General features: G+C 70.5%; 12 protein-coding genes and 1 pseudogene. 6 read left to right on the top strand and 7 right to left on the bottom strand.

Translation table 11 applies throughout. The annotated features are described in order from the left end of the window. Positions 1 to 47 precede the first annotated feature (47 nt). The 3 genes and pseudogenes from CES90_RS30170 to CES90_RS30160 form a co-directional block, all read right to left on the bottom strand. Positions 48 to 986 (bottom strand): annotated as a pseudogene (locus tag CES90_RS30170) (ABC transporter ATP-binding protein); the annotation flags it as partial. Beyond that, complete coding sequence (locus tag CES90_RS30165; protein ID WP_189784180.1) at positions 979 to 1,626, bottom strand: ABC transporter permease; 648 nt, start codon at positions 1,624 to 1,626, stop codon at positions 979 to 981. The pseudogene CES90_RS30170 and the gene CES90_RS30165, both read right to left, overlap by 8 nt. A 39-nt stretch (positions 1,627 to 1,665) precedes the next feature. Then, positions 1,666 to 2,148, bottom strand: a complete 483-nt coding sequence (locus CES90_RS30160; protein WP_189784179.1) for an Lrp/AsnC family transcriptional regulator — start codon at positions 2,146 to 2,148, stop codon at positions 1,666 to 1,668. 123 nt (positions 2,149 to 2,271) lie between these two features. Between CES90_RS30160 and hppD the strand changes: the two genes are divergently transcribed. Next, positions 2,272 to 3,426 carry a 4-hydroxyphenylpyruvate dioxygenase gene (gene hppD / locus CES90_RS30155; RefSeq protein WP_189784134.1) on the top strand — a complete coding sequence of 385 codons (1,155 nt, stop codon included), beginning with the start codon at positions 2,272 to 2,274 and terminating at the stop codon, positions 3,424 to 3,426. A 208-nt stretch (positions 3,427 to 3,634) separates the two neighbouring features. Here hppD and CES90_RS30150 read toward each other — a convergent pair whose 3' ends face one another. After that, on the bottom strand, positions 3,635 to 4,942 hold the full coding sequence (locus CES90_RS30150; protein WP_189784133.1) for a tetratricopeptide repeat protein: 1,308 nt from the start codon (positions 4,940 to 4,942) through the stop codon (positions 3,635 to 3,637). A gap of 91 nt (positions 4,943 to 5,033) precedes the next feature. Here CES90_RS30150 and CES90_RS30145 point away from each other — a divergent pair, with 91 nt between their 5' ends. Continuing rightward, entirely contained in the window at positions 5,034 to 6,440 is a 1,407-nt protein-coding gene (locus CES90_RS30145; protein ID WP_189784132.1) for an FAD-binding oxidoreductase, read from the top strand. Positions 6,441 to 6,459: 19 nt separating this feature from the next. On the opposite strand, the gene CES90_RS30140 is transcribed toward CES90_RS30145, so the two are convergent. Continuing rightward, the gene (locus CES90_RS30140) at positions 6,460 to 6,873 is read right to left on the bottom strand and encodes an SsgA family sporulation/cell division regulator (protein WP_189784131.1); all 414 of its coding nucleotides are present in this window, start codon (positions 6,871 to 6,873) and stop codon (positions 6,460 to 6,462) included. A 285-nt stretch (positions 6,874 to 7,158) separates the two neighbouring features. Here CES90_RS30140 and CES90_RS30135 point away from each other — a divergent pair, with 285 nt between their 5' ends. Continuing rightward, on the top strand, positions 7,159 to 8,925 hold the full coding sequence (locus CES90_RS30135) for an RDD family protein (RefSeq protein WP_189784130.1): 1,767 nt from the start codon (positions 7,159 to 7,161) through the stop codon (positions 8,923 to 8,925). 127 nt (positions 8,926 to 9,052) lie between these two features. Continuing rightward, a complete protein-coding gene (locus CES90_RS30130) occupies positions 9,053 to 9,715 on the top strand; it encodes an RDD family protein (protein ID WP_189784129.1) in 663 nt (220 codons plus the stop codon). A 2-nt stretch (positions 9,716 to 9,717) separates the two neighbouring features. Here the strand turns inward: CES90_RS30130 and CES90_RS30125 are convergent, their stop codons facing one another. After that, positions 9,718 to 10,035 (bottom strand): hypothetical protein, encoded by a 318-nt coding sequence (locus tag CES90_RS30125; RefSeq protein WP_189784128.1) that lies wholly within the window; start codon positions 10,033 to 10,035, stop codon positions 9,718 to 9,720. Positions 10,036 to 10,550: 515 nt separating this feature from the next. On the opposite strand from CES90_RS30125, the gene CES90_RS30120 reads away from it, so the two are divergent. Beyond that, the gene (locus CES90_RS30120; RefSeq protein WP_189784127.1) at positions 10,551 to 12,914 is read left to right on the top strand and encodes an immune inhibitor A domain-containing protein; all 2,364 of its coding nucleotides are present in this window, start codon (positions 10,551 to 10,553) and stop codon (positions 12,912 to 12,914) included. A 123-nt stretch (positions 12,915 to 13,037) separates the two neighbouring features. Beyond that, positions 13,038 to 13,484, top strand: a complete 447-nt coding sequence (locus CES90_RS30115; RefSeq protein ID WP_189784126.1) for a hypothetical protein — start codon at positions 13,038 to 13,040, stop codon at positions 13,482 to 13,484. Between the two features lie 16 nt (positions 13,485 to 13,500). Here CES90_RS30115 and CES90_RS30110 read toward each other — a convergent pair whose 3' ends face one another. Beyond that, on the bottom strand, positions 13,501 to 14,088 hold the full coding sequence (locus tag CES90_RS30110) for an isochorismatase family protein (protein WP_189784125.1): 588 nt from the start codon (positions 14,086 to 14,088) through the stop codon (positions 13,501 to 13,503). Between the last annotated feature and the right edge of the window lie 13 nt (positions 14,089 to 14,101).

The following is a 14,101-nucleotide window of genomic DNA, read 5'->3' as shown; positions in this document are numbered from 1 at the left end:
TTCCGCCCCCTTTCGTCATCCTCCCGCTCCGCGTGCGTCTGCTCGGCCCCGGCCCGTTCGAGCGACCCCTTGGCGCGCATCAGGTCGCCGCGCCGCAGCCACTTGACCGGCCGTCCACGCAGGATCTGCTGCGGCGGGTCGGTCACGCTCACCGTCGGACAGCCGGTGCCCTCGACATCCCGTACGCGGGTGAGGCCCGGCCGCTTCAGGGCGGCGCCCGTGCCCACGAGCCCGGACACGAAGTCGTCGGCCGGGTTCGTGAGGATCGCCTCCGGCGTGTCGAACTGCGCGATGCGCGACCGCTCCCGCAGCACCGCGATCCGGTCGCCCAGCTTGATCGCCTCGGCGAAGTCATGGGTGACGAACACGATCGTCTTGCGCAGCTCGCGCTGGAGCCGGAGCAGCTCGTCCTGGAGGTGCTCGCGGGTGATCGGGTCCACCGCCCCGAACGGCTCGTCCATCAGCAGGACGGGCGGGTCGGCGGCCAACGCCCGTGCCACGCCCACCCGTTGCTGCTGCCCGCCGGAGAGCTGACGCGGATACCGGTCGTGGAACTCCCCGGCGTCCAGCCCGACCAGGGCGAGCATCTCCGCCACCCGGGCCTTGATCCGGGGCGCGGACCAGCCGCTGATCCTCGGCACGAGCGCGATGTTCTGGGCGACCGTCATGTGCGGGAAGAGGCCGGACGACTGGATGGCATAGCCCACCTTGCGCCGCAGCTCGACCGGATCGACTCCGGTGACCTCCTCGCCATTGATCCGGACGGAACCACTGGACGGCTCGATCAACCTGTTGATCATCTTGAGCGTTGTCGACTTGCCGCACCCCGACGGCCCGACGAACACGACCGTCTCGCCCGCGTCGATCCGCATACTGACGCTGTCGACGGACGGCTGACGGCTGCCCGGATACCGCTTGGTCAGCTTGATCAACTCGATCGTCGACCCTGTCGCCCCGCTCGCCCCCGTCGTGCCGACCTCAACCACGGATCCCCCTCGAAATGGTCAACCGCCCGATCACCACGTACGCGGCGTCGAACAGCAACGCGAGGACGACGATCCCGAGTGTCCCCGCGAGCACCTGGTTGAGTGCGTTCGCGCTGCCCAGCGAGGCGATACCGCGGAAGATCTCGTTGCCGAGACCGGGCCCGGAGGCGTAAGCGGCGATCGCGGCGATGCCCATCAGCATCTGCGTGGAGACCCGGATCCCGGTGAGGATCGGCGGCCAGGCGAGCGGCAGCTCGACCCGCAGCAGCCGCAGCGGCCGGGACATCCCGATGCCCTTGGCCGCCTCCAGCAGCGTCGGGTCGACCCCGCGCAGCCCCACGACGGCGTTCCGGACGACCGGCAGCAGCCCGTACAGCGTCAGCGCGATCACCGTCGGCGCCACACCCAGCCCCACCACCGGGATCAGCAGCCCGATCAGGGCGAGGGAGGGGATGGTCAGCACGGTCGACGTGGTGGCGGTGGCGAGCCCGGCCGCCCACTCCCGCCGATACGTCACGACACCGATCAGCACCCCGACGACGGTCGCCACGACCATGCACTGGAGGACCGCGCCGGCGTGCTGATACGCGTCGAACAGCAGCTTCTCGTGGTAGCTGCCCACGTACTCCCAGAAACTCACCGGCACGTACCCCCAGGGTCGGCTAGGTCGCAACACGGCCTACGTCGTCGTCTCCCGGTCCTCGGCCGCCTGCTCCACCAGCGGGATGATCCGCAGCGGAACGGGGTTCTCCATGACGATCGCCGTGGCGGCCCGGACGATGCCATCAAAACCGACAACCCGGTCGATCACCCGCTGAAGATCGGCGTTCGAGCGGGCCACCAGCCGGCACAGCATGTCCCCACTGCCGGTCGTCGTGTGCAGCTCCAGCACCTCCGGAACGGTCGCCAAGTGCGCCCGTACGTCCGCCCCTTGCCCCTGCCTGATCTGCAGCGTCGCGAAGGCCGTCACCGGATAACCGAGCGCGGCGGGATCCACCTGCGGCCCGAACCCTCGGATGACTCCATTGGACTGAAGCCGGTCCAGCCGGGCCTGGACGGTCCCCCGCGCGACCCCGAGCCGCCGCGACATCTCCAGCACCCCGATACGCGGCTCACGCGCGAGCAGGATGATCAGTTGCCCGTCCAGATGATCGATCGCCACGAGGCCCTCCCGGGTGGTCATCCTGTACAGAACACCCGCGATTATGCGTATGCGGCTGTGCACATTGTCCAGCGAAAGCGCCAACTATTGCGCACCTTGTGAGAACGGAGGGAACCTGCGGTCATGGCAGCAACCTCTGCGAACACCCACCACATCCCCGACACCGCACGGCAGGCAGACCCCTTCCCGGTCAAGGGAATGGACGCTGTCGTCTTCGCCGTGGGCAACGCCAAGCAGGCCGCCCACTACTACTCCACCGCGTTCGGCATGCGCCTCGTCGCCTACGCCGGCCCCGAGACCGGCAGCCGGGAGACGGCGTCGTACGTGCTGGAGAACGGCTCGGCCCGTTTCGTGTTCACCTCGGTGGTCAAGCCGGCCACCACCTGGGGCCACTTCCTCGCCGAGCAGGTCGCCGAGCACGGCGACGGCGTCATCGACCTCGCCATCGAGGTCCCGGACGCCCGCCGCGCCTATGCCTACGCCGTCGAGCACGGCGCCCGCTCCGTCGCCGAGCCGTACGAACTGAAGGACGAGCACGGGACGGTCGTCCTGGCCGCGATCGCCACGTACGGCACCACCCGGCACACCCTCGTCGAGCGCCGGGGTTACTCCGGCCCGTATCTGCCGGGCTTCGTCGCCGCCGACCCCATCGTCGAACCCCCCGCCCAGCGCACCTTCCAGGCCATCGACCACTGCGTCGGCAACGTCGAACTCGGACGCATGAACGACTGGGTCGAGTTCTACCACCGGGTCATGGGCTTCACGAACATGAGGGAGTTCGTCGGCGACGACATCGCCACCGAGTACAGCGCCCTCATGTCCAAGGTCGTCGCCGACGGCACGCTCAAGGTCAAGTTCCCCATCAACGAGCCCGCCATCGCCAAGAAGAAGTCCCAGATCGACGAGTACCTGGAGTTCTACGGCGGCGCGGGCGTCCAGCACATCGCGCTCAACACGAACGACATCGTCCAGACCGTACGGACCATGCGGGCGGCCGGGGTCCAGTTCCTCGACACCCCCGACTCGTACTACGACACCCTCGGCGAGTGGGTCGGCGACACCCGTGTCCCCGTCGAGACCCTGCGCGAGCTGAAGATCCTCGCCGACCGCGACGAGGACGGCTATCTGCTCCAGATCTTCACCAAGCCGGTCCAGGACCGGCCGACGGTCTTCTTCGAGATCATCGAGCGCCATGGGTCGATGGGCTTCGGCAAGGGCAACTTCAAGGCCCTGTTCGAGGCGATCGAGAGGGAACAGGAGAAGCGGGGCAATCTGTGAGGGGCGCCCAGTAGCTCGGGGCTGCGCGTGTTCGGGCGGCTGCGGGTGCGTGGGGGCTGGTCGCGCAGTTCCCCGCGCCCCCGAGAAGCACGGGGCGCGACCCATGCCGCCAAGGGGCGCGGGGCTGTGTCGATCTGCGGCTCCGCCGCGTGGGCGCGAGCAACCACGAACCAGCCGCAGCCGCCGACGCACCGGCACCCCCGAGCTCTCACGCAAAATACGGGTTCAGCCTCCGGGCCTCGGCAAGGTGCCGACGAGCCGGACCCGCCAAGCCCAACGCCTGCTCGATCACCCCCCGGTGATAGGCGTAAGCCGCACTCCGCACCTCCCCGCCCCGCTCCTTGTCCGTCGCTCGCCTCGCATACGACAGCGCCTCCTCGTCCTTCCCGGCCCGATGCAACGCCCACCCCAGCGCATCGGCCACCCGCAGACCCGGCTGTCGCTCCCACTCCGCCCTCAGCACCCGAACGGCGACCTCCGGATCCCCGTGCTCCGCCTCCAACGCCCCGAGGACGAGCGCCTCGTTCACCCCGGCCGAGGCGGACCTCCGTACCAACGCCCGCACCACCCCGTACTGCTCCTCCGCGGCCTCGACCCGCCCCATCGACTCGTACAACTCGCCCAATTCCAGGGCGACTTGAGCCGAACCCCGCTGGGACAACGCCGCCCGGTACGCCCGTACCGCCTCCGCCGTCCGCCCCAGCGCCGCCAGCGCACGCCCCCGGCAGGCACCGGCATCCGGATCGGCCACAGCGGTCGGCGAAGCCGCGCAGTACCGCAACGACTCCCGAGGCTCCCCCCGTTCCCAGGCAAGCTCTCCCGCCCGCACCCGCCAGGCCGAGCGCTCCGCGGGTGTGCCGGCGTCGGCCGCGGCGTCGGCGATCATCGTGGCCGCGTCCTCCCGCCGCCCCTGGTCCCAGTAGACCCGCGCGGCCCGCGCCCGCACCGCCGGCCCGGACCGCAGCCTCATCAGCTCCTCCAGCGTCCGGCGCACGTCCTGGTGCCGGCCGAGCCCGTCGTACGCGTCGATGAGCAGCGCGTACGAGGTCCAGCGCCCCGGCGCCACGCGTACGGCCTCCTCGCCCCACCGTTTCGCCGCCCGGAAGTCACGGCGGGCGTTGGCCAGCGCGGTCAGCCCGTCGAGCGCGTCGGCGTTCCCGTGCGGCCGGAGCCGCAGCGAGGTGCGCAGGGCCCGTTCCGCCTTTGGATAGTCGGCGACGACACCGGTGCGCCGCGCCCGTTCGACGTACGCCGTGCCGAGCACCGCCCACGAGGCGTGGTCCCCCGGACGGGCCCGCACCCGGGCCTCACGATCACGGACGAGTACCTCCGGTCCGGGCGCCGCCGCCACAGCCTCGGCCACCACACCGCCCACTCGTGCTTCCCGCCCGGCACCCCCGTCCGGCGGCACCACCATCAGCACACCCCCGAGCACAAAACACCCGACGACCGCACCGACCACGCCCCGCCCCCGGGACGGCAGCCGCGCCCACCGCTCATCGTTCTCCACAGCCATGCCGCTCACTGTGCGTCAATACGACGACCACATCCCGGCATCCGAAGCCTGGAGCCGACGGGTTCACACCGATGGCCGTGAGTGCGAACCTTTGATCATGAGCCGTATTCAAGCCCCCAGCGACGAGGGCACCGGCAACCTCGTCGACCGTCTGCTGAGCGGCCTGCCGCCGGAGGCCGTACTCACCGACCCGGACATCACGGCCTCGTACGCGAACGACATGGCCAGCTTCTGCGAGGCGGGTACCCCGGCCGTCGTCGTCCTGCCCCGGACCGTCGAACAGGTGCAGCACGTCATGCGCACCGCCACCGACCTGCGTGTCCCGGTCGTCCCGCAGGGCGCCCGCAGCGGTCTGTCGGGCGGAGCCAACGCCTCCGAGGGCTGCATCGTGCTGTCCCTCACCAAGATGGACCGGATCCTCGAGATCAACCCCGTCGACCGCATCGCCGTCGTCGAGCCCGGCGTCATCAACGCCACCCTCTCCCGCGCGGTCAACGAACACGGCCTCTCCTACCCGCCCGACCCCTCCAGCTGGGAGATGTGCACCATCGGCGGCAACATCGGAACGGCCTCCGGCGGCCTGTGCTGTGTGAAGTACGGGGTGACCGCCGAGTACGTCCTCGGCCTCGACGTCGTGCTCGCCGACGGGCGGCTGATGTCCACCGGGCGGCGCACGGCGAAGGGCGTCGCCGGGTACGACCTCACGCGGCTCTTCGTCGGCTCGGAGGGCTCGCTCGGCATCGTCGTACGCGCGATCCTGGCGCTCAAGCCGCAGCCGCCCCAGCAACTGGTGCTGGCCGCGGAGTTCGCGTCGGCCGCGGCGGCGTGTGACGCGGTGTGCCGGATCATGGCGGGAGGGCACGTCCCCTCCCTCCTCGAACTCATGGACCGTACGACGGTGAAGGCCGTCAACGACCTGGCCCACATGGGCCTGCCGGAGACGACGGAGGCGCTGCTGCTCGCCGCCTTCGACACCCCGGACCCGGCGGCCGATCTGGCCGCGGTGGGGGCGCTGTGCGAGGCCGCGGGCGCCACCCAGGTCGTACCGGCGGACGACGCGGCGGAGTCCGAACTGCTGCTCCAGGCAAGGCGGTTGGCGCTGACCGCGCTGGAGGCGGTCAAGGGCACGACGATGATCGACGACGTGTGCGTGCCGCGCTCGAAGCTCGGTGAGCTGATCGAGGGCGTGGAGCGCATCGCCGAGAAGTACGACCTGACCATCGGGGTCTGCGCACACGCCGGCGACGGCAACACGCACCCCACCGTCTGCTTCGACGCGGCAGACCCCGACGAGTCCCGGCGCGCCCGCGAGTCCTTCGACGAGATCATGGCCCTCGGCCTGGAACTCGGCGGCACGATCACCGGCGAGCACGGCGTGGGCATCCTCAAGAAGGAGTGGCTGGCGCGGGAGATCGGCCCGGTGGGGATGGAGATGCAGCGGGCGGTGAAGGCCGTCTTCGACCCGCTGGGCATCCTCAACCCGGGCAAGCTGTTCTGATCCTCTCCGACCGCGCGCGTCACCGGGCCAGCAGCTCGGCCAGGCCGTCGTCGATCCGCAGGAGGGCCTGCTCGGAGCCCGGCGGGACCGCCCGCAGGGTGCGTTCCAGCCAGGCCGACACGGCGGCGGCCGGCGCTTCGAGCAGCGCGTCCCCGTCCGGCGAGGTGAGCGACATCAGGACGACGCCGCGGCCCGACACCTTCGTCGGCCACACGCGCACGTCCCCGTGCCCGCACGGCCGGAACACCCCCTCGACGAGCAGCTCCCGCGCGAACGTCCAGTGCACCGGGCGGTCGGAGTTGATGTGGAAGGCGATGTGGACCGCGTACGGGTCGTCGCTGCGGTAGCCGAGCTTGGCCGGTACGGGGACGCTGCGCTCGGGCGACAGTACGAGCCGGAGCTCCAGCTCACGCTCCACGACGGTGTGCCCCATGGTGATCATTCCTCTCTCGTATCTCTCGTATCTCTCGTACGAGGCCCTGTGCGCGGGCCCGTACGAGTGAGAGGGGAGGGGGACCCGAACCATTACGCGGGTTCGCGAAAATTTTTCCGGGAACTTTTTCCGAAGGACCTCCGGCGTACGGGCTGCCCCCGCTCGTCCCGTAGCAGATCCGTGCTCGAAAGGGGTGGGTCCGGCGGCAGCGGTCATGGGACTTGCGCGCGTCTGGTAGATGTGGATGCCCCCTACCAACCCCCGAGCAGATACGGGACGACGGACATGAGCGCCCCAACCCCGGCCCCCGGCGACGACAGGCCCCGCGAAGGGTATTACCCGGACCCGTCCATTCCTGGATATGTCCGGTACTGGAACGGCGCCGCCTGGGTGCCGGGCACCAGCCGTCCGGCGCCCTCCGACGGCGAGCCGCTCGCCCCGCCGACCGACTCCGGCGGCGGCACGCCCGCCGCGGTGGAGGAGACGGGCCCGCACTTCTTCGACGAGGAACCCGAGCCCGCCGACGAGCCGGGCCGGCCGAATCCCGCCGACTCCCTGCACGGCAGCCGTCCCGAGCCCGCCACCGCGTGGGGCGCCGACCGCTCCCGCCAGACCGGCTTCGGAGGTGACAAGGACCGCCGGGTCTCCTGGGGCCGCTCGGGCTCCGTTCCCGGCCCCGGCCCTCAAGTCCCCGACCCGCGTGACCCCCGGATGTCGCTCGCGGCGGACCCGGCGGACCCGGTGGAGCCGGCGGCCGACGCGGCGGGTGACTCCGGGCGTACGGCGAGCACGGACGGTACGGCGACGATTCCCCCGGCGGGCGCCGACGAGGACGCCGGCGCCCCGCAGGGCACGGTCGTCTTCCGCCGCCCCGACAGGTCGTCCGAGGGCGCGGAGGTGTCGCGGGCCGACGGCACGATGACCTTCCGGCCGCCTTCTCCGCGCGCGGGGGAGCAGGGCGGGGCCGCGGCCGCCGCCTTCGGTGCTCCCCTGACCAGCGCCCAGGCGGCCGCCCAGCAGGCGCTGGGGCTGTCGCCCGGGCAGACCCCGCCGACCCCGTCGACCCCGGCGTCCTCTTCGCCTTCGCCCTCACCCATCCCTTCCTCGCCGGCGCCGTCCGGGCCCCAGCAGACCCCGCAGGCTCCTGTCACCCCGGCGCAACGGCAGCCACCGCAACCGGCGCTCGGCGGCGGCTTCGCCCCGCAGGCTCCGCAAGCCCCGCAGGCTCCGCAAGCTCCCCAGGCCCCGCAAGCTCCCCAGGCCCCGCAAGCTCCCCAGGCCCCGCAAGCTCCCCAAGCCCCGCAAGCTTCCCAAGCCCCGCAAGCTCCCCAGGCCCCGCAAGCCTCCCAGAGCCCGCAGCCCGCGCCGCTCGCCCCCGCCGTACCCCAGCAGCCCGCCGCCCCCCGGCCGTCGGCCGACACCCCCATGGCCGTCGGCCCCGGCGGCGGGCAGCCCTCCTGGGCCCAGCAGGTGCACCGGCTGGCCGGTGGTGAGGGCGAGCAGCCGGTCGCGCCGTGGAAGCCGGTGGTGGAGGACCCGTTCCAGGCGGCGGCCCGGCGACAGGCGGAGGCCCGTCCCGCGGGGCTCGGCAAGCGGCTGGTCGCCCGGATCGTCGACAGCGCGGTCGTGGGCGCCGTGACGGCCGCGGCCGCCGTGCCGCTCGGCCTGAAGACGCTCGACCACATCAACGGCAAGATCGACGAGGCGAAACTCTCCGGCGAGAAGGTCACCGTCTGGCTGCTCGACGGCACGACCTCGGTGTACCTGGGCATCGTCCTGGGCGTCCTGTTCGTCGTCAGCGCCCTCTACGAGGTGCTGCCCACCGCCAAGTGGGGCCGCACCCTCGGCAAGAAGCTGCTCGGCCTGGAGGTGCAGGACATCGAGGGCCACGAGCCCCCGACCTTCGGCCGCTCCCTGCGCCGCTGGCTCGTCCACACCGTCCCCGGGCTGCTCGGCATCGGTGTGGTCGGCATCCTGTGGTGCGTCATCGACAGGCCCTGGCGCCAGTGCTGGCACGACAAGGCGGCCCACACGTTCGTGGCCGCCAAGTAGCCGGAGGAGCCGGGGCGGCGGGCGGGGCGACAGGCGGGGCGGCGGGCGCGCGGCACCGCCGTCCCGGAGTACCCCGGACGGCCCCGTGCCGGATGCGGAGCCGGGGGGTTCGCGGTCGACTCGGGCCATGAGTAGCGAACCGCCGCCCTTCGGCTCAGGTCAGTCCCCGGAGGACGACCCGTTCAGGAAGCAGCCGCCCCCGCCGGACCAGGGCGGCGGCTCCCCGTACGACACCCCGCCCCAGCAGCCGCCGTACGGCAGCCAGCCCCCGCCGTACGGTGGCGGTCCCTACGGCGGTGACCCGTACGGCGGCGGGCCGTACTCCACCGACCCGCTCTCGGGCATGCCGCCGCTGGCCGACAGCGGCAAGCGGGTGCTCGCGAGGATCATCGACATGATCCTCGTCGGGGTCGTCGTGGGCCTGCTGGCGTGGGCCTTCCGGATCAGCCAGTACTCGGTGGACACGGGCGACATCGAGTTCGGCAAGTCGCTGGCCCAGGAGGCGCTCGCCGCGATCCTCTACATCGCGTACGACACCTACTTCACGGTCCGAGGCGGCCAGACCCTCGGCAAGCAGCTCATGAAGCTGCGGGTGGCGAACCTCGACGACGGCTCCACGCCCTCCGTGCAGACCGCGCTGACACGCGCGGCGGTGCTGTGGATCCCCTTCGCCTTCTGCTGCGCCTGCATCTGGACGGCGATCGCGGGCGGTTGGAGCTTCTTCGACAAGCCCTACAAGCAGGGCCTGCACGACAAGGCGGCCAAGACGGTGGTGGTCAGCACCGGTTGAGGTCAGGAACCCGTCGGCTCGTGCACCGGCTCCCGCACCGGCTCCCGTACGGGCTCGGAGGCGGCTGGAGCCGGCACCGGGGCCGGGGTGGCGGCGGCCTTGGGGCGCTCGGGGGCCCTGGCGGGCCGCGCCATGGCGCTCGGCGCGTTCTTCGGCAGCGGCACGGTCAGTGCGACGAGCAGGCCGAGAGCGAGGGCGGAAAGGGCGATCACCGCGATGCCCACGCCGGAACTCGTCTGTGACAGCAGCAGCATGGCGAGGGTGGACAGGATCACGGTGCAGGAGCCGTAGGCGAGCTGTGCGGTCGTCGGACGAGGCATGGCAATCGTGTCCTCGGGTGGGGGTCCCCCCGTGCCTCTCACGATGAGGGGAGGTTACGGATACGAATCAAAGGTGAAGCAGTGCTGTCGGCTTGGCTTTCGCCGACTTCCGGCGCTCCGCCAATCGACTCTATTCGCCAGGGTGCCCTAGTGGAACGACAGGTAAGCGTGACCTGACCCACGGCGCCCGGCGCACAGGGGGCGCACCGATTCATGGTGTCCGGCAAGTGGACTGGTCCACGCGCCGGTTGAGGGGCAGTCCGGGGCAACTCTGGGCGATAGCGGGCGATCAGGGGCAATCACGGGCAATCAGGGCCCGATCGTAACGTCCGTATAACGAACAAGTGCTTCCTGTAGACGCAATAGTGCACTTGACCTGTCCAAGTCAAGGTCTGTTTTTTCTCTCGAAACTCCGGTCGAATGTCGTCACTTGACTACACGCGTATACCGCGCGCGGAATTCCTCCACGACCAGGACCATCCCTCCGCGCGAACGGACGCGGGGGAGGACCTCAAGTGACCAGTAGACCCTGGACGTTCAGGGCGGCGGCGATCAGCGTCGCCATCGCCACGGCCGCGGCGACGATCTCGACTTTCGCGGTGGCGCAGGCCGACGAAGGCAAGCCGACGGCGGCCGCCAACCGGCACGACCCGGCGGACCACGACGAGCACGCGCACGACGACCATGACCTCGAAGGGCCCCTGAGCAAGACTCAGGAGGCCCAGCGCGAGGAGGCCCTGCAGCAGGTCATATCCGGCGACGCCACGGTCAAGGACCGTGACGGCTCGAAGGTCGTGAAGCTGAAGAGCAAGAAGGGCAAGAGCAAGTACGTCGAGCTCGGCCGCGAGAAGACCGACAAGATCTTCACGATCCTGGTCGAGTTCGGCGACCAGATCGACAGCAACTTCGGCGGCACGCCGGGCCCGCTGCACAACCAGATAGCCAAGCCGGACCGCAAGAAGGACAACTCGACGGCCTGGCGGGCGGACTACAACCAGAAGTACTTCCAGGAGCTGTACTTCGGCACGGGCAAGAAGACCGAGTCGATGAAGAAGTACTACGAGAAGCAGTCCTCGGGCCGCTACTCGGTCGAGGGCAAGGTCTCGGACTGGGTCAAGGTCCCCTACAACGAGGCCCGCTACGGCAACAACAAGTGCGGCCAGTCGAACTGCACCAGCGTGTGGAACGTCGTCAGCGACGGCCTGACCTCGTGGGTCGCCCAGCAGAAGGCGGCGGGGCGCACTGACGCGCAGATCAAGGCAGACGTCGCGAAGTTCGACGAATGGGACCGTTACGACTTCGACGGCGACGGCGACTTCAACGAGTCCGACGGCTACATCGACCACTTCCAGATCGTGCACGCCGGTGAGGACGAGTCCGCCGGCGGCGGTGTGCAGGGCACGGACGCCATCTGGGCCCACCGCTGGTACGCGTTCGGCACCGACGCCGGTGCGACCGGCCCCGAGAACAACAAGCTCGGCGGCGCCAAGGTCGGCGACACCGGCATCTGGGTCGGCGACTACACCATCCAGCCGGAGAACGGCGGTCTCGGTGTCTTCGCCCACGAGTACGGCCACGACCTCGGTCTGCCGGACCACTACGACACCTCCGGCGGCGGCGACAACTCCACCGGCTTCTGGACCCTGATGTCCTCCGGTTCCTGGCTCGGCACCGGCAAGGACGCCATCGGTGACCTGCCCGGCGACATGACCGCCTGGGACAAGCTCCAGCTGGGCTGGCTGAACTACGACACGGCGAAGGCCGGCAAGCAGTCCACGCACAAGCTGGGTGTCGCCGAGTACAACACCTGGGACAAGCAGGCCCTCGTGGTCGAGCTGCCCAAGAAGCAGGTCACCACGGAGATCGTGGAGCCGGCCCAGGGCGCGTCCCAGTGGTGGAGCGGCAGCGGTGACAACCTCTCCAACACCCTGACCCGTTCCGTCGACCTCACCGGCAAGTCCTCCGCCGCGCTGACCCTCGACGGCTGGTACGACATCGAGGCCGAGTTCGACTACCTCTACACCGAGGTCTCGACCGACGGCGGCGCCAACTGGACCGCCATCGACGGCACGGTGAACGGTGCGGCGATCCCGCGCGACGCCAGTGGCAAGCCGGCGCTGACCGGTTCCTCCGCCGACCACAAGAAGCTGTCGTACTCCCTGGACGCCTACGCGGGCAAGAAGTTCGACCTCCGCTTCCGCTACCAGACGGACGGCGGCGTGGCCCCGAAGGGCTTCGCGGCGGACCAGATCACCGTCACGGCCGACGGCACCGCCGTCTTCTCCGACAACGCGGAGAGCGCGGACGCCGCTTGGACGACGAAGGGCTTCTCCCGCATCGGCGCGTCCATCACGGACGACTACGCCCAGTACTACATCGCCGAGAACCGCCAGTACGTGTCGTACGACAAGACCCTGAAGGTCGGCCCGTACAACTTCGGCTTCTCGAAGACCCGTCCGTCCTGGGTCGAGCACTTCCCGTACCAGAACGGTCTGTTGATCTGGAAGTGGGACACCTCGCAGGCGGACAACAACACCAGCCAGCACCCCGGTACCGGCCTGCTCCTCCCGGTCGACTCCCACCCGAAGGCGCTGAAGTGGTCCGACGGCACGGTGATGCGCTCGCGCATCCAGTCCTACGACTCGCCGTTCAGCCTGTACCGCACGGACGGCCTCCGGCTGCACAAGGACGACGTCCTGACGAAGATCCCGTCGTCGAAGGGTGTGTCGACGTTCAACGACCACACCAACACGTACTACGACCCGGAGACGCCGCTGGCCGGTGTCAAGATCACTGACACCAACACCAAGATCAAGATCGTCAAGGAGGCCAAGGACGGCTCCACGATCTCGCTCCAGGTCGGCCCCGCGGTGAAGTAACCAACATTTCCGCAGGTCAAACCATGTTCGGCCGCGACCCCCTTGGCGGGTCGCGGCCGGACGTGTTTAGGTGCGTGCTGTGGCCTTCTTATTGACACTGACGCGCACGGGGGTGTGACCTGCATGGCCGCAGGAGGTTTCTGCAGACTGCCGGACGGCAATGTCGTCGTCGCCCTGAACCTGCCCGGAACGACGACGGGGGGCGTGGCCGTGACGCCGCCACCCCGGCCCGCCGGGGGCCTGCCGGGTCCCGCGGCGGGGGAGTCGCACAGTGCCGCGCCGGGGGCGCCGGGGGCTGTGCCGTACGACGGCTCCGTACGGGTCCTCGTCCTGGCGGCGAACCGTGCCCGCGCCCTCACCCGACTCCGTAACGTCGGCCTCCGGGCGATCTACCTCCGCGGCAACGCGGCCCCGCCGACCCCGGACGAGGTCACAGCGGTCCTCCACCACCCCGACGGCCTCATATGGCGTACGTCCCCGGCGGCCTCCCAGGCCTCCCCGGCCTCCACGACGCCGGAGCTGTGGCGCCCGATCAGAGCCCTGCTGAGGAGACCGCCGGTACGGGTGTAGGCGGCTGCTGCGGCTGCTACACCACCGGCTTGCCCGAGAGCTCCACGCCCGCCTCGCGCAGCTCCTCCAGGGCCTTCTCCGTGGTCTCCTCGGCGACGCCGGCGGTCAGGTCCAGCAGGACGTGGGTGTGGAAGCCCTCCCGCGCGGCGTCCAGGGCGGTGGCGCGCACGCAGTGGTCCGTGGCGATGCCGACCACGTCGACCTCGGTGATGTCGCGGGCGCGGAGCCAGGCGGCGAGGGTCACCCCGTTCTCGTCGGCACCCTCGAAACCGCTGTACGCGGCGGCGTACGCGCCCTTGTCGAACACGGCGTCCACCGCGCCGGAGGCGATCGCGGGAGCGAAGTTGGGGTGGAACCCGACCCCCTCGGTACCGGCTACGCAGTGCGCGGGCCAGGAGTGGACGTAGTCGGGGTTGTCGGAGAAGTGGCCACCGGGGGCGATGTGGTGGTCGCGGGTGGCCACCACGTGCTGGTAGCCGGGGCCGGCCGCCTGGCCGATCAGCTCGGTGATGGCGGCGGCCACATCGGCACCGCCGGCCACGGCGAGGCTGCCCCCCTCGCAGAAGTCGTTCTGCACGTCAACGACGATCAAGGCGCGGCGCATGGTGTCGGTGTCC

Source organism: Streptomyces capitiformicae (genome assembly GCF_002214185.1).
Classification (GTDB): domain Bacteria; phylum Actinomycetota; class Actinomycetes; order Streptomycetales; family Streptomycetaceae; genus Streptomyces; species Streptomyces capitiformicae.
This window is presented reverse-complemented; position numbering and strand designations above follow the sequence as displayed.